Genomic DNA, 24106 nt, shown 5'->3' on the forward strand with positions numbered 1-24106 from the left:
CGGGACCATACCTGTGAGTATGGTTCCGTACCATGGAGTATGGAGACGAGATCGTCCGCCGTGTGCGGGACCTCGCGCCGGTGTTCGCCGAACGCGCGCGGGGCGCCGAGGAGGCGCGGCGGCTGCCCGACGAGACCATCGCCGACCTGGCCGCGGCCGGGCTCTTCGAGATGCTGGTGCCGAAGCGCTTCGGCGGTGCCGAGCGCGGGTTCGAGGAGATGGCGGCGGCGTGCCGGGAGGCGGGCGCCGGGTGCGCCTCGACGGGGTGGCTGTCGGTCATCTACACGCTGCACAACTGGATGGTCGGGCTCTTCCCCGAGCGGGCGCAGGCCGAGGTCTGGGCGGACCGGCCGTACGCGCTGATCCCGTGCGTCCTCGCGCCGACCGGGACGGCGGCTCCCGCGGACGGCGGGCACCGGGTCACGGGGCGCTGGTCGTGGGGCAGCGGGGTGATGCACGCGGGGCACGTCATGGTCATGGCGCTGGTCACCGCGGGTGAGGCGATCGAGCCGAGGCTGTTCCTGCTGCCCCGCGCGGACGTGACGGTCCACGACGTCTGGCGCACCAGCGGCATGCGGGGCACCGGCAGCAACGACATCGAGGTGGCGGACGTCTTCGTCCCGGCGCACCGGTCGGTGCCGCTCCTCGACCTGGCCGAGGGGCGCTCGCCCGGTTCCTTCGTCCACTCGGGGGCGCTCTACCGGACGCCGCTCGTGCCCGTGTTCGCGCTGACCGGCGCCGCGCCCGTGCTCGGCGTGGCCGAAGGCGTGCTGGCACGGTTCGCCGAGCGGACGCGCGGCCGGGTGATGGCCTACTCCGGCGAGCGGCAGCGCGAGACGACCGGTGCGCAGATCCGGCTCGCTTCGGCGACCGCGGACCTGGCCGCCGCCCGGCTGCTGCTGGAGGACGCCCTGCGCGGCGTCGTCCGCGCCGTGGCGGAGGGGAGCTGCGACCTGCGGCGGCGTGCCGGGGCCCGGCTCGTGGCGGCGCACGTCGCCGGGACCGCGCGGCGCGTCGTCAACGACCTGTGCTCGGCGGCCGGGGCGAGCGCGCAGTTCACCGACTCCCCCTTCCAGCGGGCGCAGCGGGACGTGAATACGATCTCCGGGCACGTGGTGTTCGAACCGGACGCGGCGTACGCCCTCTACGGCAGGATCGAGCTGGGCCTGGACCCCGGCCCGGTGACCCTGGTGTGACGGCGTCCGCCGGGCGGAGAAGGGGGTGGGATGACGGCCCGCACGAAGACGGCCCGCGCGAAGACGGCGCGGCCCAGGGTGGCGCGGCGCGACTGGATCGAGGCCGCCTACGGGGAGCTGGCCCGCGCCGGCGAGCGCGGCGTGGCGATCACCGCGCTGGCGGCCCGGCTCGGCGTCACCAAGGGCAGCTTCTACTGGCACTTCCAGGACCGCCCGGAGCTGATGCGGGCGCTGCTGGACCGGTGGGCGCACGAGCGGACCGACGAGATGCTGCGGCTCGCGCTCGGCAGCACCACCGACCCGCGCGAGCGGCTGCGCCGGATCCAGGCGCTCGGCCGCGAGGTCGCGCCGATCGACCGGGCGATGCGGCTGTGGGCCCAGCACGAGCCCGCGGCGGAGGAGGCGGTGCGGCACGCCGACCGGGCGCTGCTCGGGCACATCGCCGCGTGCCTGGAGGACCTGGGGTTCGACGAGGAGGAGGCGCACCTGCGGGCGCAGCTGATGCTGCGGGTGTGGGCCGGCGGCTACCTCGTGCCCGGGACCGGGCCCGACCCGCGGGAACGCATGCTGGAGATCCTTCTCGCTCCCTGACCGGCTCGCTCCCTGACCGGCTCGCTCCCTGGCCGGGCCTCACCCCCGGCGGACGAAGCCGTGCCGCGCGAGCACCTCGGCGAACTGCCGCCCGGCCGGGGTGAGCTCCTTGCCGAGGCCGCGGCAGGCGGCGCAGCGTTCTTCTTCCGGCTCGTCCGGGCGGGCCCTCATGTGATCGTCGATGGCGCGTTCCACGGCGGTCACGATGGTGGGCTCGGCGTCCGCGGCGTGCTCGGGCGCGGCGACGGGCGGGGCGCCCGGGGCGGGACGCAGCACGTGGGCGCGGCGGGCGGCCTGGGCGACCGCGATCAGCTCGCCGGCCCGCCGGTGCCAGGCGAGCCACTGCTCGTTCGGGGTGCTGCCCGTCCCCCCGCACACCGCGCAGTCGTCCTCCAGCGCCTCCAGCAACCGCGACAGGAACCCGGCGCTCGCCGCCCGGTCACCCACTCCGGTCACCCCGTGCAGGCTTCACGAATCCCTGTCCATTCACGTCGCGTGGTCGGGCCCGCTGGGGCCCACTCCCTCGTACGCGCGCCTGGGCCGCCGGGTTCGGATCCGCACCGGTCATCGCGTCGCTTTGATCAACTCGACGCGGATGCGGACCAGCAGGCTCGCCAGGGCGAGCGCCGGCCCGCACAGGACGACGCCCCGGAGCCAGACGCCGTCGTGGAGCGCGCCCGCCAGGACGAGGGAGACGTCTGGCGGCGGAGGTAGTCGACCACCACGAGACCGCCCACGCTGTGCGCGACGAGGATGACCCCTGCGGTGGCGAACCGCTCCCGCAGGGTCGCGAGGCGCGGCGCCACCGCGCCGGCGAGCCGGCGAGCCCGGCGGAGTAGACCGCTACCGGACGCCGCCGGTCGTAGGCGAATTCGAGATAGTTGGCGTCGTCCAGCCCGAAGTGCCGACGAAGGCCGGATCGAAGCTTCTGGCAAGGCCTGAGTATCCAGGAAACCTGGGTACCAAAATGGCCATCGGATCGTACGTCTCGACGCCGTCGCCGTATTCCGGATCGTCCAGCCGCGCTTTGGGCGTGGCCAGGCGGCCGGGGTTCGCGATGGCCTGCGCCAGGGCGGCGCCCGTCCCCCAGACCTGTCCGTCTTCCCTGCACAGAGCACTCCCGCCGAGGCAGGGCAGGAGGACCAGAAGGTGCGGGACAGCCCGCCTCACCGGTCGTCCGCGCCGGCCCGGGACGCCCCCGTATCCGCTCACCCACGAATGCCCATCCCCGTGGATCGGCAACGTCTGGGCGCAAATGCCATATCGCACATATCCACCAAGGACATACTTTGGCCGCAATAGTCCACTCGCACGGAACGGGATTTATCGACCTTGGGATCGAGAATGCGGGACGGATGCCCTGAATGTGCCTTATGGCACGCCTGGCTCCGGGCGCGGGCGGGGCCTGCGGGGCGGGCACCGCCGCACGCCGGCCCGGACGCGGTCGTGCGTCGTGACGGCGGGAACCCCTATCGTGGTACTGCCCGCGCCCGTACCGTCCGGCCTGACCGGGGGCGGCGCGGCGGGGCCACCGGGGGCCGAGGTGAGGTGCCGCCGGCGGGGACTCCGTGCGAAAGGCTGGGGTGTGAGTCAGCGACGACCGCGGCCGTCAGGCGAAGAGCAGGCGGGCGAAGCGCCCGGCGCCGTCCCGGACGACGTCGCGGTCGCCGTGGAACGCGTGCTGAGCGCGACGGCGCTGCTCTGGAACCGCGCCGACCAGGGCCTCGAACCCGCCATCTCGCCGATCCAGCTGCGCGCCGTCGAGGTGATCGCGAGGTTCGGCCGGCTGAACCTCGGCGGGCTGGCCGAGGAGCTCGGCGCGATCCCCTCGTCCACGAGCCGGCTGTGCGACCGGCTGGAGGCGGCCGGGCTGATCGTGCGGGAGACCGCCCGCGTCGACCGGCGCGAGATCGTGCTGCGGCTGACCGACCAGGGCGAGCGCCTGCACGCCGAGCTGGTCCGGCGCCGCCGCGCGGCGGTGCGGGACGTGCTGGCGCAGATGTCCCCGGCCTCCCGGGGCCGGCTGCTCGACGCGCTCACCGAGTTCGGCCAGGCCGGCGAACGGCGCGAGAACGGTGGGAGGGGGATGCTCGGGTCCCGGACGGCTTGACCGGCACCCGCGCGCCCCGGCACCGAACCCCTTCCTCCGCACCTCGATATCAAGTATTTGCCATATGGCAATCTCTTTGGCAGTCTTCCCCTGCGGTCCTGCGTCCGAGACGGGGCGGACCCGATGACAGAGCCGCATTCCCGCGGTTGGACGGCCGGTCGAGGGGGGCACGGCCGTTCCCGCGGCCCGGTGCACCAGGACCGGGCCGCAGCGGGGATGCGGCCGCGTCCGGCGCGTCGGCAGGCAGTGATGAGATGGGGTCGCGATGAGCACGCACGGCCGCCCGGCCAGGGACGAACACGGAGGCCCGGCCAGAGGTGGACAGGGGCGCACGGCCAGGGTCGAGCGGGCGCTGCGCGCCGCCCCGGCGTACGCGCTGCCCGAGGTGCTGGCCGCGACGCTGTCGCGTGAGTACCCCGTGGTCTCCGCCGCCCGGCTGCTGGTCTGCGACTACCACTCGCGCGCCCTGATGCCGGTCGCGCCGCTCCTGGCCACGCCCCACCCGGACAGCCTCGCCCTGGCCGTACCTGACGGCGATGTGCCGATCGCCGAGGAGGACGCCGAAGCGCTCGGGATCCGGCAGACCCCGGCCGGGCGGGCGTTCGTCACCGGCCGTGTCCTCGCCTCCCCCGAGGGGGACGGCGACGGGTCCGGGGAGACCGGCACCTATATACCGGTGCGTGCGCGGGGCGAGCGGATCGGCGTCCTGGAGATCAGTGCGTCCGGTCCCTGGAGCGCGGACGAGGTGGGCGAGCTGGCCGAGATCGGCGAGCTTCTCGGCAGTGCCCTGAAGGTCGCCTGGAACCGGACCGACCGGTACGAGCGGGCCAGGCGGCGGCACCGCCTCACCCTCGCCGCGGAACTGCAGTGGCAGCTCCTGCCCGGCCACGCGCACGCGGACGACTCGTTCAGTCTCGCGGGGCATCTGGAGCCGGCCTACTCGATCGGCGGCGACAACTTCGACTGGTCCGTCGAGCACGACCATCTGGCGCTGACCGTGACCAACGGCTCGGGCACCGGCATCAACGCGGCCCTGCTGACGTCCCTGACCGTCGGCGCGCTGCGCAACGCCCGCCGGTCGGGGGCCGACCTCGGCGAGCAGGCGAGCCTGGCGAACGACATGGTGCACGTGCGCCACGGCGGCCGGGAGTTCACCGAGACCCTCGTCATGCGGATCGACCTCGCCGACGGGACCGTGCACGTCATCGACGCGGGATCCCCGCGCATCCTCCTGCTGCGCGGCGCCGAGGTGACGCCGGTGCCACTGGAGCAGCAGATGCCGCTCGGCATGTTCCCCGACACCGCGTACCGACCCCAGCGGTTCGACCTCGAACCGGGTGACCGACTGGTCATCGTCAGCGACGGGGTCTTCGCGGCCAGGGCCACGGCCGGCGAGTACGGGACGCTCCTGCTGGAGCAGGCCACCCGGCGCAGCCGGCTGCAGCCCGCGGCCGAGGTCCCGCTGACCGTGATCGACGAGCTCATCGAGTTCCACGAGGGGACCGACCTCGCCGACGACGCCGTCGTGGTGTGCTTCGACTGGCACCACCCGCCCGGCGGCCCCTCGCCGGACCCCGGCAGGGCCGTGCAGGGCGAGTCCGCGATCTAGCCGGGAGCCGCCCGCGGGGCCGGCCCGCCCGGGCAGTAACCTTCCGGTTACTTGGCTGGCGAGGAAGCGGGAGTGCGTCGATGGGCGAGCTGAGCGCCGCGGAGACCGTCCGCGCCGCCGACAGGATCATCCACGGTGTCGGGTCGCGGTGGATGCTGTCGCGCAGGACGGCGGAGCACGGTAAGCAGCAGGGATACGGCAATCCGTTCGCGTACTACTTCGCCGGGCGCGGCGGGGTGCTCGGGGACGCGGACGCCGACGTCGTCTCGGCGGCGCTCGGCTGGTTCGAGCCGGGGTTCGTCCGCGCCCAGTGGGACGAGGGCGTCGCGGTCGCCGGGGCGCGCGAGGCGACGCGGCGGTACACCCTCGGATGCGCGGCCTGGGGCGAGTCCCACCTGCCGGACGACCCGCGCCTGTGCGAGCTGGCCGAGCGCGTCGCGCGCGCCGCTGGTGGGTCGGGGCTGCCGCTGTTCTGCGGCTGGCGCGCCGAACCGCTGCCGGACGGTGCCCGGGCCCGGCTCATGCAGCTGGTGCAGGTGCTGCGGGAACTGCGCGGCGGGCTGCATCTCGTCGCGACGACGTCCGTCGGGCTCTCCCCGCTGGAGGCGATCCTGACGCAGGACGGGCCGGACACCGCGCGCTTCTTCGGCTGGCAGGGCGACCTCCCCGACTGCGCGGCGCTCCGGCCGCGCCGCGCGGAGGCGGAGGAGATCACCGACCGGCTCTCCGCCGCCGTCTACGAGCGGGCGCTGTCCCCGTCCGAGCGCGCCGAGTTCGCGGAGCGGATCGGCGCGCTCGGCGAGGCCGTCCTCCGCTGACCGGTTCCGCGCGGCGCCGGGGCCGGACTTGTCGCCGGCGCACAAGAGCCGGGCGGAGATTGCGCGCACGGGGACTGTCGCGCGGGGAGCGGCGGGTCCATTGTCGGACCGTGAACCGATCACGCCCGGAAGGAGCACGTGATGGGACGGTCTCCCCACCCCCTCGGCGCGTTCGCGGTCCTGGCCGCCTCGGCCGCGTCCCTGCTGGCGGTCACCGCGACGGCCGGGCCGGTGAGCGCGCGCGAGACCGGCCGGTCCGAGACGCCGGTCGCCTCCGGCTCGCCCGTCACCGACGTCACCGAGTCGGCGGTGCGGGTCAGGGTGCCGCTGCCGGCGTCGGCCGGCCCGCATCCGGCGGCCTGCGACTGGCTGTCCTACCTGCGGTTCCGGCACAAGGACGGACCCGCCTCGTCGGCCGCCGCCGACCGGATCCTGGTCGCGCAGCCCGGCATCCTGGAGGGCGCGGGCGCGTTCGACAGCGTCGCCCGCAACACGGTCTCGGCCGCGGGCAGGAGCGGGAAGCACATCGAGTTCTGGGCGCTCGACCGGCGTTCCAACTGCCTGGAGGACGGCACCGGGATCCAGGCGGGGCTCAGGGCGAAGGACGCCCATCTCGCCGTCGACTACTACTACCGGCAGAAAGAGGTGGACGGCCGGAAGTTCGCCGGATACCAGACCAACGACCAGGTGACGTGGCTCCAGAACGTCGGGCTTGAGCAGACCGTCCGCGACCAGTACGACCTGATGGTCAGGGAGCTTCCCGACCAGGCCGCGCGCAAGCGGAAGATGATGTGCGGGGGACATTCGCTCGGCGGCGTCCTGACGGCGTTCTTCGCCGAATGGGACTTCGACGGCGACCACTCCACCACGGACGACGCCGGGTACGAGCAGTGCTCGGGCTACTTCGCGCTCGACACCCGGATCTCGACGCGACTGCCCGGGTTCGGCGGCGCCTTCCCCGAGGACTGGGTCCCGCTCCTGCGGTTCGGCGCGGGCGCGGTCCAGGCCGGGCTGGAGACGGGCGTCGTCCCGCGCGCCCTGTCCGCCCCCGCCGTGATCAACACCGAGACGATGAACCTGCTCGCCATCGCGGGCCTGGCCGCGCGCCTCGACCCGGGCGGCGTCTCGGACCTCGCGACCTACGTCCCGCCGTCGTTCAACACCGACACCACCTACCGGATCCTGTTCTCCAAGGACTACCCGACGTTCCTCAAGGGCTCCCCGGCGGTGAAGGACTTCCGGATCACCAACGCCGCCGCGCTCGGCGGGCTGCTGGACGACAACTCCCAGCCGCTCGCCTTCATGCAGGCCAGCCTCGGCTTCTGGGACGGCGGGAAGATCGTCGACAAGGAGTTCCCCGCGCCGAACGACCTGGAGGGGATCGGGCTCGGCGGCCTGTCCCGGCTGCTCGGGACGGAGAAGAAGGCGATCCCGGACGAGCCGGACGGCCCGCTGTACACCTGGCGCGACTTCGACCGCGTCGGCGCCCCGGACGACCCGGTGCACAAGGCCGAGGACGGCACCCCGTTCACGTCCGCGGGCGAGGAGGTCACCGACCTCGCCGAGCTGGCCCGCAGCCTGGCGGAGCACCCGCTCGACTTCACCGAGCACTACTTCCCGACGAAGATGGTCACCGACATCGCGCTGGCCGCCGCCCCCGGGATCGCCGACGACGCCGTCCACGAGAACGGCGTCACCGCGAACCCGACGCTCAACCTGGAGGCGGAGGGCGGTCTCGGCGGCGACCCGCAGCCCGGCGACGTCGTCGCGCCCGGCTACCAGCACATCGACGTCCTGACGGCGTCCGCCGTCCAGAACGGCGGACGGCCGGAGCCGGTCTCGGTGAACCTCGCCGCGTTCGCCGCCGGGTGACGCTCCCCCTGACCCGCCGCCCGCCCCGCGGCACCCGGTGTTTCGCGGTGCGGGCGGCGGGTAGGTGGGCGGCGGGCCGAGCCGGAAAGGGCGGTGTGACGTGGGCGTTCGAACATGGATCGAGTCGTGGCCCGTCTACCGCCAGTTCAGCGGCGAGGACCCCCTCGGGCGGGGCGCGGCGGCCAGGAGCGCCGGCACCGAGCGGATCAGGCCGAGAGTCAGCACCGCCGACAAGGTCGTGAAGTCGGTCTGCCCCTACTGCGCGGTCGGCTGCGGGCAGGACGTGTACGTCGAGGACGGCAAGGTCACCCAGATCGAGGGCGACCCCGACTCGCCGGTCAGCCGGGGGCGGCTGTGCCCGAAGGGCTCGGCGTCCCTCCAGCTCACGACCGGGGCGGCCCGCGAGCACCGGGTGCTGTACCGGCGCCCGCACGGCACCGGGTGGGAGGCGCTCGACCTCGACACGGCGATGGACATGATCGCCGACCGGGTGATCGAGGCGCGCCGGCACGGCTGGCAGTGGGAGCAGGACGACCTGCGGGTGCGGCGGACGCTGGGCTTCGCGAGCCTCGGCGGCGCCACGCTCGACAACGAGGAGAACTACCTGATCAAGAAGCTGTTCACCGCGCTCGGCGCGGTGCAGATCGAGAATCAGGCCCGCATTTGACACTCCTCCACCGTTCCCGGTCTGGGAACCTCGTTCGGGCGCGGCGGCGCGACCACCTTCCAGCAGGACCTGCAGCACGCGGACTGCATCGTCGTGCAGGGCTCGAACATGGCCGAGTGCCATCCGGTCGGGTTCCAGTGGGTGATGGAGGCGAAGGCGCGCGGGGCGAAGCTGATCCACGTGGACCCGCGGTTCACGCGGACGAGCGCGCTCGCCGACGCGCACGTCCCGCTGCGCGCGGGGAGTGACATCGCGTTCCTCGGCGGGATCATCAACTACGTCCTGCGGAACGAGAAGTACTTCCGCGACTACGTCGTGGCCTACACCAACGCGTCGGTGATCCTCACCGACGAGTTCCGCGACACCGAGGACCTGGACGGCGTGTTCTCCGGCCTGGACAGGGACGAGCGCAGCTACGACCACCGAAGCTGGCGGTACGAGGGCATGGAGGTCCAGGCGGCCTCCGGCCAGCGCGACATGGAGTACGAGGACCGCGTCGGGCCGGTCGAGGAGGCGGCGCGCGGCGAGGCGCACGGCTCGGGCGGCCCGGCGATCGGCGTGGGCGCCCCGGAGCGGGACCCGACGCTGAACCACCCGCGGTGCGTGTTCCAGGTCCTCAAGCGGCACTACGCGCGGTACACGCCGGAGATGGTCGAGCGGATCTGCGGTGTCCCCCGGGAGCGGTTCCTCGAGGTCTGCGAGATGGTCACGGAGAACTCCGGCCGCGACCGGACGACCGCGTTCGCCTACGCGGTGGGCTGGACGCAGCACACGGTCGGCGTCCAGTACATCCGCGCCGCGTCGGTCCTGCAGGGGCTGCTGGGCAACATCGGACGTCCCGGCGGCGGCATCCTGGCGCTGCGCGGCCACGCGTCCATCCAGGGCTCGACGGACATCCCGACCCTGTTCAACCTCCTCCCCGGCTACATCCCGATGCCGCACGCCCACAGCAATGAGGACCTGGACGCGTTCGTCCAGGCGGAGGCGGCGAGCAAGGGCTTCTGGGGCAATATGCGCTCCTACATGGTCAGCCTGCTGAAGGCGTACTGGGGCGACGCGGCGACGGCCGACAACGACTACCGCTTCGACTACCTGCCGCGGCTGACCGGATCGCACAGCACCTACGAGACCTGCATGGCGCAGATCGACGGGGTGTGCAAGGGCTACTTCCTGATGGGCGAGAACCCGGCCGTCGGGTCGGCCAACGCCAAGATCCAGCGGCTCGGGATGGCCAACCTCGACTGGCTCGTCGTCCGCGACTTCTCGCTGATCGAGTCGGCGACGTGGTGGAAGGACGGCCCGGAGATCGAGACGGGCGAGATGCGCACCGAGGACATCGGCACCGAGGTGTTCTTCCTGCCCGCCGCCGCGCACACCGAGAAGGACGGCAGCTTCACCAACACGCAGCGCATGCTCCAGTGGCACCACAAGGCCGTTGAGCCCGCCGGGGACACGCGCAGCGACCTGTGGTTCATGTATCACCTCGGCCGCATCGTCCGGGAGAAGCTCGCCGGGTCCACCGACGAGATGGACCGGCCCGTCCTGGACCTGACGTGGGACTACCCGACGCGGGGCGACCTCGCCGAGCCGGACGCCGAGGCCGTGCTCGCCGAGATCAACGGCCGGGACGCCGACGGGAACCCGCTGTCGTCCTACACGCAGCTGAAGGACGACGGGTCCACCTCGTGCGGGTGCTGGATCTACTGCGGCTGCTACGCCGACGGTGTCAACCAGACCGCGCGCCGCAAGCCCGGCAAGGACCAGAACTGGGTGGCGCCCGAGTGGGGCTGGGCGTGGCCGATGAACCGCCGCATCCTCTACAACCGGGCGTCCGCCGATCCGGACGGCAACCCGTGGAGCGACCGCAAGGCGCTGGTCTGGTGGGACGCCGAGGAAGGCACATGGACGGGCCACGACGTGCCCGACTTCATCGCCGACCGTCCGCCGGACTACAGGCCGCCGAGCGACGCGACCGGGCCGGACGCGCTCGCCGGCACCGACCCGTTCATCATGCAGGCGGACGGCAAGGCGTGGCTGTACGTGCCGGCCGGCCTGACGGACGGGCCGCTGCCGACGCACTACGAGCCGCAGGACTCGCCGTTCCGGAACCCGCTCTACGAGCAGCAGCGCAACCCCGTCCGGCACCTGCCGCCGCCGCATCCCGACAACCGGTACGCGCCGAGCGGCGCGGACCCGGGGGCCGAGGTCTACCCGTACGTGGCGACGACGTACCGGCTCACCGAGCACCACACGGCGGGCGGCATGTCGCGCTGGCAGCCGTATCTGGCGGAGCTGCAACCGGAGTTCTTCTGCGAGGTCTCGCCCGAGCTGGCGGCCGAGCGGCGGCTGGAGCACGGCGGCTGGGCGACGATCGTCAGCCCGCGCGGCGTCGTGGAGGCGCGGGTCCTGGTGACCGAGCGGATGTCGCCGCTGACCGTGGACGGCCGCACGCTGCACCAGGTCGGGCTGCCCTACCACTGGGGCCCGAACGGCTACAGCCGCGGCGACGCGGCGAACGAGCTGCTGCACCTGTCCCTGGACCCGAACACGCACATCCAGGAGGCGAAGGCCCTGTCGGTCGACGTCCGCCCAGGCCGGCGCCCGCGCGGCCCGGCCGCCGCAGCGATGGTCCGCGAGTACCGGCAGCGCGCCGGGGTGACCGACCGGACCGGCACCGAGATCTAGCGGACGACGATCGGGTGCACGCCCGCGGGGATCAGTTCGCCGATGACGGGGGCGCCGGGGATCTCGCCTGCGAGCAGGAGGCCGCCGGAGGTCTGGGCGTCGGCGAGCAGGAGCCGCTCGTCCTCGCCGGCGGCGCCGAAGTCGGTGTGCGGGGCCACCCAGTCGAGGTTGCGGCGGGTGCCGCCGCTGACGTACCCGTCCCGCAGGGACGCGCGGGCGCCGTCGAGGTAGGGGACGGCGGCGGCGTCGACCACGGCGGTCACGCCGGACGCGCGGGCCATCTTGTAGAGGTGGCCGAGCAGCCCGAAGCCGGTCACGTCGGTGGCGCAGGCGATCCCGGCGTCCAGGGCGGCGGCGGACGCGTCGCGGTTCAGCGCGGCCATGGTCGCGACGGCGTGCGCGAAGACCTCGCCCGTCGCCTTGTGCCGGTTGTTCAGGACGCCGAGACCGAGAGGCTTGGTGAGGCTGAGCGGCGTACCCGGCTTGCCGGCGTCGTTGCGCAGGAGGCGGGCGGGGTCGGCGACCCCGGTGACGGCCATGCCGTACTTGGGCTCGGGGTCGTCGACGCTGTGGCCGCCGCCGACGTGGCAGCCCGCCTCGGCGGCGACGTCGAGGCCGCCGCGCAGGACCTCCCGCGCCAGGTCGAACGGCAGGACGCCGCGGGGCCAGGCGAGCAGGTTCACCGCCACGAGGGGACGGCCGCCGATCGCGTAGACGTCGGACAGTGCGTTGGCGGCGGCGATGCGTCCCCAGTCGTAGGGATCGTCGACGACGGGTGTGAAGAAGTCGGCGGTGGCGACGGCGGCGAGGCCGTCCTGGAGCCTGACCACGGCCGCGTCGTCGCCGGTGTCCAGGCCGACGATCAGGTCGGCGTTGGGCGAGGCGGGTGCGGCGCCGAGGCCGGCGACGACCTCCTCGAGCTCGCCGGGCGGGATCTTGCAGGCGCAGCCGCCGCCGTGCGCGTACTGGGTCAGCCGTTTCGTGGGCGGTCCGGTCATGCCTGCCTTCCGGTGCAGCGGCGGCGGAGGTCGTCGACCCGGACCGTGTAGCCCCGGTCGTCCAGGTACTCCAGGAGCGGGACGGCGACGCGGCGGGAGGTGCCGAGCGCGCGGCGCGCCTCACTCAGCGTGAAGGGGCCGCCGAGCCGGGCGAGCAGCTCGGCGGCGCGGGCGTCGTCGCCGGGCAGCAGGACGACGCCGTCGGCCACCCTGAGGAGCGCGCCGGTCGCGGCGGCGACCGCGAGCATCTTCGGTGTGAGGCCGAGTTCGGCGAGCCGGTTCGCGTCCGGCGCCTGGAACGGCGCCGCGGCCAGGTCGCGGCGGACGGCCTCGACGGCCTCGCGCACGGGCGGCGGCAGCTCGGGGGAGGTCGTCCGGCCGTAGATCCTGCCCTCGCGCCGCCGGAGGCCCCCGGCGAGGGCGTCGACGAGGACGCGGTCGGGGAGGCCGAGGGCACGGCGCGCGGCGTCGGCCGGGAGCCCGGGGTCGGCGGGGTTCGCCGCGGCGTGCTCCTCGACGGCCGCCGCCAGGCGCTCGCGCAGGTCCTTCCAGTGGGCGGGGTCGGCGAGCCACTCCCCCGCCACCGGCTCGAAGGGGACGGGGACTCCCATCGCCACCAGGTCCGACCGGCTGATCAGGCCCCGGCGGCGGAGCTCCTCGGCGCCGTCCGGGCGCCCGCTCATGGCGGCGAGCACACGGGCCCGCGCCGCCGCCGCGCCGCGCCGCGCGAACGGCTCGGGACGGACGTCCAGGACGGTCGCCCCCGCCGGGACGCGATGCCGTCCGGGGTCGCGCAGCAGCGCGACGTCCCCGACGCGCAGCGGCAGCGGGCGGCGCAGCGACAGCCGCGCCGTGTCCTCCCCCAGCGGGCGGACGTGGACAGGCACGGCCGCCGACCCCGCGTGCAGCGTCAGCTCGCGCGGCAGGTCGGGCGCGGCGTCGCCGCGCAGCCGGACGTCGACGACGTCGGCGGTGAGCCAGCGCCCGGGGGCGAGCAGGGCGTCGCCCCGGCCGATCTCCCCCGCGTCCCCGTGCAGGTTGACGGCGACGCGGGCGACGGCGCCGACCTCCCGGTGGTCCTCCTTGAGGCTCTGCAGCCCCCGCACGCGCAGGAGGGCGTCGCCGGCGGCGAGGCGGTCGCCGACGCTGATCGTCCCCGCGCCGAGCGTGCCGGTCACGACCGTGCCCCGGCCACGGACGGTGAAGACCCGGTCGATCCAGAGGCGGACGTCGGCGTCCCGGTCGGGTTCCGGCAGGGAGCCGGTGAGCCGTTCCAGGGCCGCGCGAAGCCCGTCGAGGCCTTCGCCCGTGGCGCCGCTGACCACGACCGATTCGACGCGGCCGAGCGAGGTGGCCGCGAGGCGGGCGAGCGCCTCCTCGCGGACCCGGTCCGCCGCCGCCGCGTCGGCGAGGTCGCACCGCGTCACGACGAGGAGGCCGTGCCGGACGCCCAGCGCGTCCAGGACCGCCAGGTGCTCCGCGGACTGGCGCTGCCAGCCCTGGTCGGCGGCCACCACGAACATGACGGCCGGGACGGGCCCGACCCCGGCGAGCATCGTGGTGACGAGCCGCTCGTGACCGGGGACGTCCACGAACGCGATCCGTTCGCCGTCCGGCAGGGTCGTCCAGGCGAAGCCCAGCTCGATGGTGAGGCCGCGCCGGCGCTCCTCCTCCAGCCGGTCGGGCTCCATCCCGGTGAGGGCGCGGACGAGCGTGGACTTGCCGTGGTCGACGTGGCCGGCGGTCGCGACGACGTGCGTCATCGCGCCTCCGCCCGGATGGTCTGCGCGCGGACCGCCTCGGCGAGGACGCCGTCCTGGTCCGGTGGCACGGACCGCAGGTCGAGCAGGCACCGGCCGTCCTCGACCCGCCCCATGACGGCGGGCGTCCCCCGCCGCAGGCGCGCCGCGTACGGCTCGGGCACCGAGACCGCCGCGCTCGGCAGGACGACGCCCGGCGCCCCGCCGCCGCCGACCGCCGCCTCGCTCCCGACGGCCACCGCGTCCACTCCCGCGTCCCGCAGCCGGGCGGCCAGACGCTCGGCCCGTTCCCGCACGGCCGCCGCGTCGGCGCGCAGCCCCTCGCCGGTCGGGGTGAGCGGCCCGCGGAGGGTGGCCTCCAGGGCGGCGAGCGTCAGCTTGTCGACCCGCAGGGCCCGCGCGAGCGGATGGCGGGCGAGGCGCCGCACCAGCTCGTCCTTCCCGAGCAGGAGCCCGCACTGCGGCCCGCCGAGCAGCTTGTCGCCGCTGGCGGTGACCAGGTCCGCGCCCGCCTTGAGCATGGACGCGGCGTCGGGCTCGTCGGGCAGGAGCGGCTCGGGGACGAGCAGGCCGGAGCCGATGTCGGCCACGACCGGCACTCCGAGCCCGGTCAGCTCCGCGACGCCGGCGCCCCGCGTGAAGCCCGTCACGCGGAAGTTGGAGGGGTGCACCTTGAGGATGAACCCGGTCGCCTCGCCGACGGCCGCCGCGTAGTCGTCCGGCGCGGTCCGGTTCGTCGTGCCCACCTCGCGCAGCCGGGCGCCGGTGGCGGCGAGCAGTTCGGGGATCCGGAACCCGTCACCGATCTCCACCATCTCGCCGCGGCTGATGACGATCTCCCGGCCGGGCGCGAGCACGGCGGCGGCCAGCACCAGCGCCGCCGCACCGTTGTTGACCAGGTGCGCGGCCTCCGCCTGGGGCACCCGCTCCCGCAGCGCCGCGAGGGCCGACCGCCCGCGCTCGGCGCGCCGGCCGGTCTCCAGGTCGAGCTCGACGTCGGTGGCGCCGGAGGCCACGGCCACAGCCTCGCGGGCCGCCGCCGACAGCGGCGCGCGCCCGAGGTTGGTGTGCAGGAGGACGCCGGTCGCGTTGATCACCGGGTGGAGCCCGGAGGCGCTCGGCGGCAGCGACGCGACGGCGGCGTCGGCCACCGCCTCCGGTGCGATCTCCCCGGCGCGGGCCCGGCGCTGGGCCGCGGCGATCGCCGCCTTCACGACGCCGCGCCCGAGCCGTCCCGCCGCACCCGCGAGGCGGGGTTCGGCGAGCAGCACGTCCGTGCGGGTGATCCGCCGCCGCTCGTCCTCCCCCGCGGCGGGCCCGGCTCCGCGATCCATCAGGCGACCTCCGACATGCAGCGCTACCCCGCCAGCATGGCACGCAAACAGCGCCGCCCCCGGCAGGGGCGCGACCGTCCCTGCTAACATGCATGACTCATGCATGACAGAGTGGCGAACCTGCTGGGCGCCGCCTCGCTGGCGGTGACCGACCTCGTGCTGGCCGGGGCCACGGACGCGGGACGGGTGGGCGCGAGCGGCGCGGCGGCGCTGGTCGTCCTGTCCCACGCGCCCGGCCTCGGCGTCACCGAACTCGGACGCCGCGTCGGGCTGACCCAGTCCGCCGCCGCGCGCATGGTGGACGGGCTCCAGGCCGCCGGCCAGGTCCGGCGCCGCCCCGGCGGAGGGCGCGCCGTCCAGGTCCTGCTGACGCCGGAAGGCGAGGAGTCGGTGCGCGCGATGCTGGCCGCGCGGGGCGCGCCGCTGGCCGGTGTGCTGGCCGTCCTGGACGACGCCGAGCGCGAGGTGCTCACCGGGCTGCTGGCCAAGCTCCTGGCCCGCCTCTACGAGGAGATCGGCGACTCCGAGGTCATCTGCCGCCTCTGCGACCGGGGGTGCTGCACGAGCGGTGGCGTCTGCCCGGTCGGCCAGGCCGAACGCGACGCGGGACGCGCATGACGGGCGTTCTCCTGGCCCTCGCCTCGGCCCTGCTCTACGGCGTCGCCGACGTCTGGGGCGGGCTGCTGTCGCGGCGCGCCGACTTCGCCGCCGTCGCGCTGCTCGGCCAGATCGGCGGGCTCGCGTGCGCGGTCGCGGCCGCGCTCGCCGTGCCCGCCCGCGCCGTGTCCGCGGGGGATCTGGCGTGGGGCGCGCTCTCGGGCGCCGGGACGGGCCTCGCGATGGTCTTCCTGTACCGGGGGATCAGCAAGGGGAACCTGAGCATCGTCGTCCCGGTGAGCGCGGTCGGCGGGGTGGCCCTGCCGGTGGTCGTCGGCGTCGCGTTCCTCGGCGACCGCCCCACGGCGGCGGCCTGGCTCGGGATCGCCATCGTGGTGCCCGCGCTGTGGCTGGTGTCCCGGTCCCGGTCGGACGAGGGGGGCCGGGTCCGCGCGGCCCTCGCGAACGGGCTCGCCGCGGGGGCCGGGATCGGCGTCCAGTACCTGGCCCTCGCCCAGGCGGGAGACGACTCCGGGATCTGGCCCGTCGCGGCGGGACGGGTCGCGGCCGTCCTCGCGATCGCGCCGATGATGTGCTCGGGCGGGCGGCGCCTTCCGGGCGGGACGGTGTGGCTCTGGTCGGCGGTGAACGGCGGCCTCGCGGCGGCGGCGCTCGTCTGCTACCTCCTCGCGACCCGGCAGCAGCTCGTCGTCATCGCGGTCGTGCTGTCCTCGCTGTATCCGGTGGTCCCGGTGCTGCTCGGCGTCACGGCGCTGCGCGAGCGCCTGTCGCGGACGCAGGCCGCGGGCCTGGCCGGCGCCGCCGCGGCCGTCGTCCTGCTGACCCTCGCGGCGGGGTGAGGACCACTCCTTGTCGGCTGCGACCAGGCGCATCCGCCGAGTGTGACAAGGAACCGGGCGGCGTTGTCACCGATGTGAGTGTCTTGTGTGACGCACGCCACCTAGCCTGGCGGGCCGAGTGTCCGCTGACGGAGGTGACACTTTGACGGAGCTGTACGAGAGGTCCGCCCAGGCCGACGATCTGTCAGGGGAACCCTGGCGCGACGTACCGCGAGAAGAGGCGCAGTGGATGCGCCCGCACCTTCCGGCCCTGGTCGACTCCATGGTGGAGGGCGTGCTGCGGCACGTCCCCGAGTACGCGCGCCCCGACGACCCCGTCTACATCGAGGTGATGCGGCTCGCGACGGCGCAGGGCATGGGGCACTTCGTGCAGATGATCGCCGACCCCGACACCTCCTGGCAGGAGGTGCACCAGGTCTACTTCGACATCGGGTACGGGGAGGCGGTCGAGGGTCGCGGGCTGGAGCACCTGCAGAACGCGATGCGGGTCGCCTCCAGGACCGCGTGGCGGTACCTGTCGCGGGAGGCCGACCGGCTGAAGAAGCCCCGCGACCTGGCGATCGCGCTCACCGAGGCGAACTTCGCGTACCTGGACCTGCTGGCGTCCGCCGCCGCGCAGGGCTACGCCCGGGCGCGGGAGAAGACCGCGGGTGAGCGCGAGCAGCGCCGCGGCCGGCTGCTGAGCCTGCTGCTGTCCGACCCGGGGGCGCCGCGGGAGGTCGTCGCCGAGCAGGCCAACCTCGCCGGCTGGCCGCTGCCCGAGCGGCTGGCGGTGATCGTGCTGGAGCCGCGGCCCGGCAGCGGCGGGGAGGGGCCCGCCGGGCTGCCGCCGTCCCTGCTGAGCGGCATCGACCGCGGGCGGCCGTGCCTGGTGATGCCCGACCCGGACCGCCCCGGCGGCCCCGCCCGGCTGACCGCCACCCTCGGCGGCTGGGCGGGCGCGGTCGGGCCCTCCGTACCGCTGGACCGGGCCGGGATCTCGCTGCACTGGGCGCACCGGACGCTCGACTCGATGGCGGCCGGACGGCTCGGCCGGCAGGGCCCCGGCGCGCTCGTCCACGCCGACCGGTACGTGCCCGACCTGCTGCTGGAGGAAGGCTGGACGCTCGCCGAGGCGGCGGCGCGGCGGCGGCTGGCCCCGCTCACCGCGCTCGGCCCGCACCGCGGCGGCCGGCTGGCGGTGACGCTGCTGGAGTGCCTCAAGCACGGCTTCAACGCGACGGACGCGGCGGAGGCGCTGTGCGTGCACCCGCAGACCGTCCGGTACCGGCTGGCGCAGCTGCACGAGATCTTCGACTACGACATCGAGGACCCGGCGATCCGGCTGGAGCTGATGCTGCTGCTCCCCGTCTGGCTGCGCGACGGCGCCGACGGGGAGCACGCGTGAGGAGCCCGGTCCCGGCTCACGCGGACCGGGACGCCGCCTCCGCGACCGGCAGCCTCCCGTCGAGGTAGTCCTGCCGGCACGCCGACCGGGCGATCTTCCCGCTGCTGGTGCGCGGCAGTCCGCCCGGCTCGATCAGCACGAAGTCGTGCACGCGCAGGTCATGCTGCTGCTTCACGGCCGTCCGCACCGCCCGCGCCACCTCGTCCTGGTCGAGCAGCGCGATCGGCACCCGGCGGTTCCGCTCGGCCACCACGACCAGGCCCTCGGTGTCGCCGGTGTCGACCGCCACCGCGCAGGCGTACTCGCGGCGGACCGCCTTGTGCGCGCCGGAGACGGTGAACTCGATGTCCTGCGGGTAGTGGTTGCGCCCGTCCACGATGACCAGGTCCTTGATCCGGCCGGTGACGAACAGCTCCCCGCCGTGCAGGACGCCGAGGTCCCCGGTGCGCAGCCACGGGGAGCGCGGCAGGTCGCCGTGGCCCGCGAGCTTCGCCTCGAACGTCTCCCTGGTGGCCTCGGGACGCCCCCAGTAGCCGGCGGCGACGTTCGGGCCGTGCACCCAGATCTCGCCGACGGCGCCGTCCGCGAGCCGCACGCCGGTCTCGGGGTCGGCGATGGCGACGTGCTGGCCGTAGGACGTCCCGCAGGCGATCAGCTGGATCGCGCCGGGCGCGCCCGCGTCGCACGGTTCGGCGGTGCCCCGGCGCAGCCCCTCGTGGTCGAAGGCGACGCGGGTCGGCTCCCGGAAGCGGGACGACGCCGACACGTACACGGTCGCCTCGGCCAGCCCGTACGCGCACACCTGCGCCTCGGGCCGCAGCCCGCAGTCCTTGAACGCCTCGTAGAAGCCGGTGAGCGTGCTCTCCCGGATCGGCTCCGCGCCGTTCATGAAGACCTGCACGCCGCTCAGGTCGAGCTTCGCCTTCTCCTCCTCCGTGACCTGCGCGGTGAGGTACTCGTAGGCGAAGTTGGGGCCGCCGGTGAACGCGTGGCTCTGCGCGCTGAGCAGCTCCAGCCAGCGGACGGGGCGCATGACGAACGCCACCGGATCCATGATCACGCCCGGGTTGCCGTACACCAGCGGCAGCGCGACGGTGGTGACCAGGCCCATGTCGTGGAAGACGGGCAGCCAGTTCACGCCGGACGACACGCGCGGGATGCCCTCGAACGTCCGCCACAGCTGCTCGGCGTTCGTCGCGAAGTTCCCGTGCGTGATGATGACGCCCGCGGGGGTGCGGGTGGAGCCGGAGGTGTACTGGAGGTAGGCGACGTCGCCCGGGTCGATGGGCTCGGGCGTCCAGTCGAGCGCCGCGTCCACCTCGTCCGCGACGATGATCTCGGCGGGCTCCCGGACGGAGCCGCCCGCGAGGAACGAGCGGACGTGCGGCAGCGAGGCGCTGGTGGTGATCACGACGTCGGGTTCGGCGTCCTGGTAGACGGCGAGGAGCCGGTCGCCGTGGCCCGGCAGGTCCGGGGAGAACAGCGGGACGCCGATGACGCGGGCGTACATGGCGCCGAGGAACGCGGTGACGTAGTGCAGGTCCTGCGGGGCGAGCAGCGCGACGCGGCGTCCGGGCTCGGTGGCCCGGCGGATGGCGGCGGCGATGCTGCGGGCGCGCCGGTCCAGCTCTCCCCAGGTGACGTCGGTGGCGACGCCATCCGGGTCCGTCATGTAGTCCATGAAGGTGTAGGCGCGGTCGCCGGGGAAGTCCTTGGCGAACCGGGCGAGCCGCTCGATCAGCGGCGTGCGGTCGAGCGGGGGAAGGTCGGTCATGCTCGCTCTCCGGTGCTGGGGGCGGTCACGCGGCGGGCGGCGAGGCGCTCGTGGTCGGGCCAGCGGACGTCCCAGACCCAGCCGAGCCTCTCGAAGACCCAGATGACGCGGGCGCTGATGTCGATCTGCCCCTTCAGGACGCCGTGCCGCGCGCAGGTCGGGTCGGCGTGGTGCAGGTTGTGCCAGGACTCGCCGAACGACGGGATCGCCAGCCACCACACGTTGCGGGCCCGGTCGCGCGTCTTGAAGTCCTCCTTGCCGAACACGTGGCAGATCGAGTTGATCGAGAACGTGATGTGGTCGCCGACGAAGACGCGCATCACCCCGCCCCAGAACAGCGCGGTGACGGCGCCGTGCCACGACCAGGTGAGCAGCGCGCCCAGCCCCATCGGGACGAGGAACGTCGACAGCACGATCACGGCGTACACGGGGTCGAGGGACAGGAACCGGATGTCCCTGTCCTTCAGCAGGTCGGGCGCGTACTTGCTGCGGGACGTGCGCTCCTTGCTGAAAAGCCAGCCCATGTGCGCGTGGTAGAGCCCCTTGGTGAGCCCCCACACGCCGGGCCCGTACGCCCAGGGCGAGTGGGGGTCGCCCTCCTGGTCGGCGTACTTGTGGTGGCGGCGGTGGTCGGCGACCCAGCGGACCACCGAGCCGTGCATGGCCTGCCCGCCGAGGATCGCGAGGGCGATCCGCAGCCACCGCTTGGCCTTGAATCCGCCGTGGGTGAAGTGCCGGTGGTAGCCGACCGTGATCCCGATCGCGTTCAGCGGATACAGGAACGCGAAGATGGCCACGTCGGTCCAGCCGATCCCCCAGCCCCACAGGAAGGGGACGGCGCCCAGCAGCCCGATGACGGGCCCCACCACGAACACCACGACCGCGACGCGCTCGGGGAACGGGACGGTGCCGGACAGGTCCGGCTGCGGGGTGCGGCTGCCGACGTCGGCGACGCCCGCTGTCATGTTCACGACTCCCTTGGTCTCGTGTAGCTGCGTTTGGTGTGCGTCTCGGCTTCGCGGTCAGCAGTTGCCCTGGGCGGGCTTGCCCTCGAAGCGGTCACCGAGGAAGTTGGTCACGTCCCCGGCGGCTCCCCAGTCGGTGGACAGGTGCTCGGCCGGGTAGGTGTTCTTCCACGTCGTGGTGATGCCGGCCTTGCAGTAGGCCTGGCGGGTGGCGTCCTCGGTCTCGTGCGGGATGATCTCCTCGAGCCAGCCGCGGTACTGGAACACCGGGAAGCCGATCCTGTACGTGGCGCCGGAGGACGGGGTGCCGATGCCGACTCCGAGCTTCTGCCGGTCGACGATGTCGCCCCAGGTGACGCCGCCGGGGCCCCTCAGCGCGTAGATCTGCCCCAGCGACAGGCCGTCCGTGGAGAAGCTCTCGGCCCTCGCGCCGAGGAAGACCGCGAGCGTCCCGTACAGGCAGTTGGACCTGACGTCCTTGATCGCCTGCACGCCCCGGTCGTTCATCAGCTCGTCGAAGGGCATCTCCGGGTGGGCGGCGTGCAGGCCGACGAGCGCGTCGGCGAGGAAGCCCGCGAACAGGCTGCCGTTGAGCTGTTCGGCCGTCAGCTTCAGGTCGCCGGGCACGCCGCCCGCCGCCGCGCCGACGACCTTCAGCTCCGGCGCGTAGGACGAGGCGAGCTGCGCGCCCCACAGCGCGGCCGCACCGCCCTCGGAGTAGCCGGAGATGCCGACCGCGCCGTCCGCCGTGAGGGGTCCGCCGGGGATGCGGCGCGACGTCCGGACGGCGTCGAGCAGCGCATGCCCCGCGTTCGCGCCGACCATGTAGGTGTGGACCTGCCCGGCGAGGTACCCGGCGCCGTCGGTGGCGGCGACCGCGAAGCCCGCCTTGAGGAACAGCGTCAGGTTCGCGCCCTCGTACATGTCGACGTACTCGCCGGCGAGCTGCTTGGAGAAGGCGCACTGCGGGCCGGAGCCGAGCGTGCCGGGGTTGAACGCGACGGTCGGGCGGGACCCGCCCTTCGTCCAGGCCGCGTCGGGGACGGCGACCGTCCCGGTCACCACGTTCCCGGCGCCCTTGGCGTCGGTCGAGACGTACCGGACCTTCCACGCCTTCATCGGGACGTCGCCGGGGATGTTCGTCAGCTTCGCCGGACGGCAGGCGAGCAGATCCCCCGGGCTCCCCGTGACCGTCGCGGGCGGCGCCGCGTAGATCTCCGCGTCGGTCGCGTCGCAGCCGGAGGGCACGGCGGCGGCCGGGGGCGCGGCGACGGGCACGGCGAGGGCCGCGCCGAGCGCCGCGGTGGTGAGCAGGCTGCGGAAGCGCATTCTCGCTCCAGGAGTGGACTGGAAACCGAATGCTGACGACTGTCTCCCACCCGGCGCGACGCGCGGAATGAAGTCCTGTCACATGCCGGGGCGCCGTTATTAGCACTCAACTCAAGATCTGAGGAGGTCGGCCACCTTCCCGATCCCGTCCCGGATCGCGGTCTCGGTGAGGTCGCCGAAGCCGAGGACGAGACGCGGCGGCTCGGCCGCGCCGGACGCCCGGTAGGTGCTCATCCCGTACAGGCCGACCGACCGCCTGCGCGCCTCGGCGACGACGCGCCGCTCGTCCGTCCCGCCGGGGAGGTGCGCGACGGCGTGGAAACCCGCGGCCAGCCCGGTCAGCCGGACGGCGGGCGCGTGCTCGGCGAGGGCCGCGACGAGCGCCGCGCGGCGCCCGGCGTAGAGGGGGCGCATCCGGCGCAGGTGCCGCCCGTAGCGGCCGGACTCGATGAGCGCGGCGAGCGCGAGCTGGTCGAGCACGGGCGAGCCGCGGTCGGCGAGCCGCTTCTCCTCCGCCACCGCCCGGGTCAGCGCGGGCGGGCACAGGATCCAGCCGAGCCGGACGCCCGGGGCCAGCGACTTGCTGACCGTCCCGAGGCCGAGGACGCGGCCGGGCGCGAGCCCCTGCACCGACCCCACGGGCTCCCGGTCGTAGCGGAACTCGGCGTCGTAGTCGTCCTCGACGACGACCCCGTCCCGCTCGCACGCCCAGTCGGCGAGGGCGCGGCGCCGCTCGGGGGCCAGCACGACGCCGGTCGGCCACTGGTGCGCCGGGGTGACGACGACCGCGCGGGCGCCGCTCGCGTCCAGCGCGTCCACGTCCAGCCCGAGGTCGTCCACCGGGACGGGCACCGCCTCGATCCCGGCGCGATCCGCGGCGGCCATGGTCGCGCCGTCGCCGTAGCCGGGGTCCTCGAACGCCACGCGGCGGACGCCCCGGCGGGCCAGGACGTGCAGGACGATGCCGAGCCCCTGGGCGAAGCCGCCGCAGACGACGATGTCGTCGGCCTCGGCGACCGCCGCTCGCACCCGCCGCAGATGACCGGCGAGGACGCCCCGCAGGACCTCGCTGCCGCGCGGGTCGCCGTAGCCGAGCGCCTCGTTCCGCACCGTCCGGGCGACCTCCCGCTGCGCCCACGACCAGTCGCCGCGCGGGAAGGACGCCAGGTCGGGCACGCCCGCGGCGAAGTCGACGCGGAGCCGGGAGGCGTCCGGCGGCGCGCCGGGCGCCGGTTCGTCGTCGACCGCGCGGACGGATGCCACGCGGGTGGCCGACCCCGTCCGCGCGCACAGGTATCCCTCGGCGTTGAGCTGGCCGTAGCACTCCTGGACGAGACCGCGGGAGACGCCGAGCTGGCGGGCCAGCTCGCGGGACGACGGCAGCCGCTCCCCCGCCTTCAGCCGTCCGGTGCAGATCGCGTCGCGCAGCGCGGTCTCCAGCTGGGAGCGCAGCGTCCCGGTCGCGTCCCGGTCCAGGGCCAGCAGCAGCTCCGGTGTCGAACCGGCCCACTCGATTGCCATGAAATTGGACCATATAGCAGGCCGGATGCTCCC

Annotated in this window: 18 protein-coding genes; 10 read left to right on the forward strand and 8 right to left on the reverse strand. The window is 74.4% G+C overall.

Annotated features, from left to right (window positions below; all coding sequences use genetic code 11):
• The first annotated feature begins 32 nt into the window (after window positions 1–32).
• Together BJ999_RS32110 and BJ999_RS32115 are read left to right on the forward strand one after the other, a co-directional pair.
• Window positions 33–1196: an acyl-CoA dehydrogenase family protein gene (locus BJ999_RS32110; protein WP_179836730.1), complete on the forward strand. Its 1164-nt coding sequence runs from the start codon at window positions 33–35 to the stop codon at window positions 1194–1196.
• A 30-nt stretch (window positions 1197–1226) separates the two neighbouring features.
• On the forward strand, window positions 1227–1787 hold the full coding sequence (locus tag BJ999_RS32115; protein ID WP_179836731.1) for a TetR/AcrR family transcriptional regulator: 561 nt from the start codon (window positions 1227–1229) through the stop codon (window positions 1785–1787).
• Window positions 1788–1826: 39 nt separating this feature from the next.
• Here BJ999_RS32115 and BJ999_RS32120 read toward each other — a convergent pair whose 3' ends face one another.
• Entirely contained in the window at window positions 1827–2243 is a 417-nt protein-coding gene (locus BJ999_RS32120; protein ID WP_179836732.1) for a hypothetical protein, read from the reverse strand.
• Window positions 2244–3372: 1129 nt separating this feature from the next.
• On the opposite strand from BJ999_RS32120, the gene BJ999_RS43795 reads away from it, so the two are divergent.
• The 5 genes from BJ999_RS43795 to fdh all read left to right on the forward strand — a co-directional run bounded on the left by BJ999_RS43795 (window position 3373) and on the right by fdh (window position 11548).
• Complete coding sequence (locus BJ999_RS43795) at window positions 3373–3897, forward strand: MarR family winged helix-turn-helix transcriptional regulator (RefSeq protein ID WP_179836733.1); 525 nt, start codon at window positions 3373–3375, stop codon at window positions 3895–3897.
• Window positions 3898–4162: 265 nt separating this feature from the next.
• Window positions 4163–5506: a PP2C family protein-serine/threonine phosphatase gene (locus tag BJ999_RS32130; protein WP_179836734.1), complete on the forward strand. Its 1344-nt coding sequence runs from the start codon at window positions 4163–4165 to the stop codon at window positions 5504–5506.
• 80 nt (window positions 5507–5586) lie between these two features.
• Window positions 5587–6324: an SCO6745 family protein gene (locus BJ999_RS32135; protein ID WP_179836735.1), complete on the forward strand. Its 738-nt coding sequence runs from the start codon at window positions 5587–5589 to the stop codon at window positions 6322–6324.
• Between the two features lie 141 nt (window positions 6325–6465).
• A complete protein-coding gene (locus tag BJ999_RS32140; protein ID WP_218935322.1) occupies window positions 6466–8196 on the forward strand; it encodes a hypothetical protein in 1731 nt (576 codons plus the stop codon).
• 100 nt (window positions 8197–8296) lie between these two features.
• Window positions 8297–11548: a formate dehydrogenase gene (gene fdh, locus BJ999_RS32150; RefSeq protein WP_229810339.1), complete on the forward strand. Its 3252-nt coding sequence runs from the start codon at window positions 8297–8299 to the stop codon at window positions 11546–11548.
• On the opposite strand, the gene selD is transcribed toward fdh, so the two are convergent.
• From selD to selA, 3 genes are read right to left on the reverse strand one after another with little or no spacing between them, the layout of a single operon-like run.
• Window positions 11545–12546, reverse strand: coding sequence for a selenide, water dikinase SelD (gene selD, locus BJ999_RS32155; protein WP_179836737.1), 1002 nt, complete (start codon window positions 12544–12546; stop codon window positions 11545–11547). The two genes, fdh and selD, sit on opposite strands and share 4 nt — an antisense overlap.
• Window positions 12543–14309, reverse strand: coding sequence for a selenocysteine-specific translation elongation factor (gene selB / locus BJ999_RS32160; RefSeq protein WP_179836738.1), 1767 nt, complete (start codon window positions 14307–14309; stop codon window positions 12543–12545). The genes selD and selB overlap by 4 nt, the downstream gene beginning before the upstream one ends.
• On the reverse strand, window positions 14306–15640 hold the full coding sequence (gene selA, locus BJ999_RS32165; RefSeq protein WP_179836739.1) for an L-seryl-tRNA(Sec) selenium transferase: 1335 nt from the start codon (window positions 15638–15640) through the stop codon (window positions 14306–14308). The genes selB and selA overlap by 4 nt, the downstream gene beginning before the upstream one ends.
• 99 nt (window positions 15641–15739) lie before the next feature.
• On the opposite strand from selA, the gene BJ999_RS32170 reads away from it, so the two are divergent.
• From BJ999_RS32170 to BJ999_RS32180, 3 genes are all read left to right on the forward strand, one after another.
• Window positions 15740–16258 (forward strand): MarR family winged helix-turn-helix transcriptional regulator, encoded by a 519-nt coding sequence (locus BJ999_RS32170; protein ID WP_179836740.1) that lies wholly within the window; start codon window positions 15740–15742, stop codon window positions 16256–16258.
• Complete coding sequence (locus tag BJ999_RS32175) at window positions 16255–17097, forward strand: EamA family transporter (protein ID WP_179836741.1); 843 nt, start codon at window positions 16255–16257, stop codon at window positions 17095–17097. The genes BJ999_RS32170 and BJ999_RS32175 overlap by 4 nt, the downstream gene beginning before the upstream one ends.
• A gap of 142 nt (window positions 17098–17239) precedes the next feature.
• Window positions 17240–18484 (forward strand): PucR family transcriptional regulator, encoded by a 1245-nt coding sequence (locus BJ999_RS32180; RefSeq protein ID WP_229810340.1) that lies wholly within the window; start codon window positions 17240–17242, stop codon window positions 18482–18484.
• A 16-nt stretch (window positions 18485–18500) separates the two neighbouring features.
• Here the strand turns inward: BJ999_RS32180 and BJ999_RS32185 are convergent, their stop codons facing one another.
• The 4 genes from BJ999_RS32185 to pdxR all read right to left on the reverse strand — a co-directional run bounded on the left by BJ999_RS32185 (window position 18501) and on the right by pdxR (window position 24073).
• Entirely contained in the window at window positions 18501–20258 is a 1758-nt protein-coding gene (locus BJ999_RS32185; protein WP_179836742.1) for a fatty acyl-AMP ligase, read from the reverse strand.
• Window positions 20255–21223 carry an acyl-CoA desaturase gene (locus tag BJ999_RS32190; RefSeq protein ID WP_179838961.1) on the reverse strand — a complete coding sequence of 323 codons (969 nt, stop codon included), beginning with the start codon at window positions 21221–21223 and terminating at the stop codon, window positions 20255–20257. The genes BJ999_RS32185 and BJ999_RS32190 overlap by 4 nt, the downstream gene beginning before the upstream one ends.
• A gap of 57 nt (window positions 21224–21280) precedes the next feature.
• On the reverse strand, window positions 21281–22552 hold the full coding sequence (locus BJ999_RS32195) for a lipase family protein (protein ID WP_179836743.1): 1272 nt from the start codon (window positions 22550–22552) through the stop codon (window positions 21281–21283).
• 111 nt (window positions 22553–22663) lie between these two features.
• Entirely contained in the window at window positions 22664–24073 is a 1410-nt protein-coding gene (gene pdxR / locus BJ999_RS32200; protein WP_179836744.1) for a MocR-like pyridoxine biosynthesis transcription factor PdxR, read from the reverse strand.
• Window positions 24074–24106: the final 33 nt, after the last annotated feature.

Source organism: Actinomadura citrea, assembly GCF_013409045.1.
Lineage (GTDB): Bacteria > Actinomycetota > Actinomycetes > Streptosporangiales > Streptosporangiaceae > Spirillospora > Spirillospora citrea.

What these genes read in the sequence shown, in the direction of transcription:
- selB (WP_179836738.1), bottom strand. Translation starts at nt 14,309, where the DNA reads ATGACGCACGTCGTCGCGACCGCCGGCCACGTCGACCACGGCAAGTCC.
- BJ999_RS32140 (WP_218935322.1), top strand. Translation starts at nt 6,466, where the DNA reads ATGGGACGGTCTCCCCACCCCCTCGGCGCGTTCGCGGTCCTGGCCGCC.
- BJ999_RS32190 (WP_179838961.1), bottom strand. Translation starts at nt 21,223, where the DNA reads ATGACAGCGGGCGTCGCCGACGTCGGCAGCCGCACCCCGCAGCCGGAC.
- BJ999_RS32110 (WP_179836730.1), top strand. Translation starts at nt 33, where the DNA reads ATGGAGTATGGAGACGAGATCGTCCGCCGTGTGCGGGACCTCGCGCCG.
- selD (WP_179836737.1), bottom strand. Translation starts at nt 12,546, where the DNA reads ATGACCGGACCGCCCACGAAACGGCTGACCCAGTACGCGCACGGCGGC.
- BJ999_RS32170 (WP_179836740.1), top strand. Translation starts at nt 15,740, where the DNA reads ATGCATGACAGAGTGGCGAACCTGCTGGGCGCCGCCTCGCTGGCGGTG.
- BJ999_RS32115 (WP_179836731.1), top strand. Translation starts at nt 1,227, where the DNA reads ATGACGGCCCGCACGAAGACGGCCCGCGCGAAGACGGCGCGGCCCAGG.
- BJ999_RS32130 (WP_179836734.1), top strand. Translation starts at nt 4,163, where the DNA reads ATGAGCACGCACGGCCGCCCGGCCAGGGACGAACACGGAGGCCCGGCC.
- BJ999_RS32185 (WP_179836742.1), bottom strand. Translation starts at nt 20,258, where the DNA reads ATGACCGACCTTCCCCCGCTCGACCGCACGCCGCTGATCGAGCGGCTC.
- BJ999_RS32135 (WP_179836735.1), top strand. Translation starts at nt 5,587, where the DNA reads ATGGGCGAGCTGAGCGCCGCGGAGACCGTCCGCGCCGCCGACAGGATC.
- selA (WP_179836739.1), bottom strand. Translation starts at nt 15,640, where the DNA reads ATGGATCGCGGAGCCGGGCCCGCCGCGGGGGAGGACGAGCGGCGGCGG.
- pdxR (WP_179836744.1), bottom strand. Translation starts at nt 24,073, where the DNA reads ATGGCAATCGAGTGGGCCGGTTCGACACCGGAGCTGCTGCTGGCCCTG.
- BJ999_RS32195 (WP_179836743.1), bottom strand. Translation starts at nt 22,552, where the DNA reads ATGCGCTTCCGCAGCCTGCTCACCACCGCGGCGCTCGGCGCGGCCCTC.
- BJ999_RS32175 (WP_179836741.1), top strand. Translation starts at nt 16,255, where the DNA reads ATGACGGGCGTTCTCCTGGCCCTCGCCTCGGCCCTGCTCTACGGCGTC.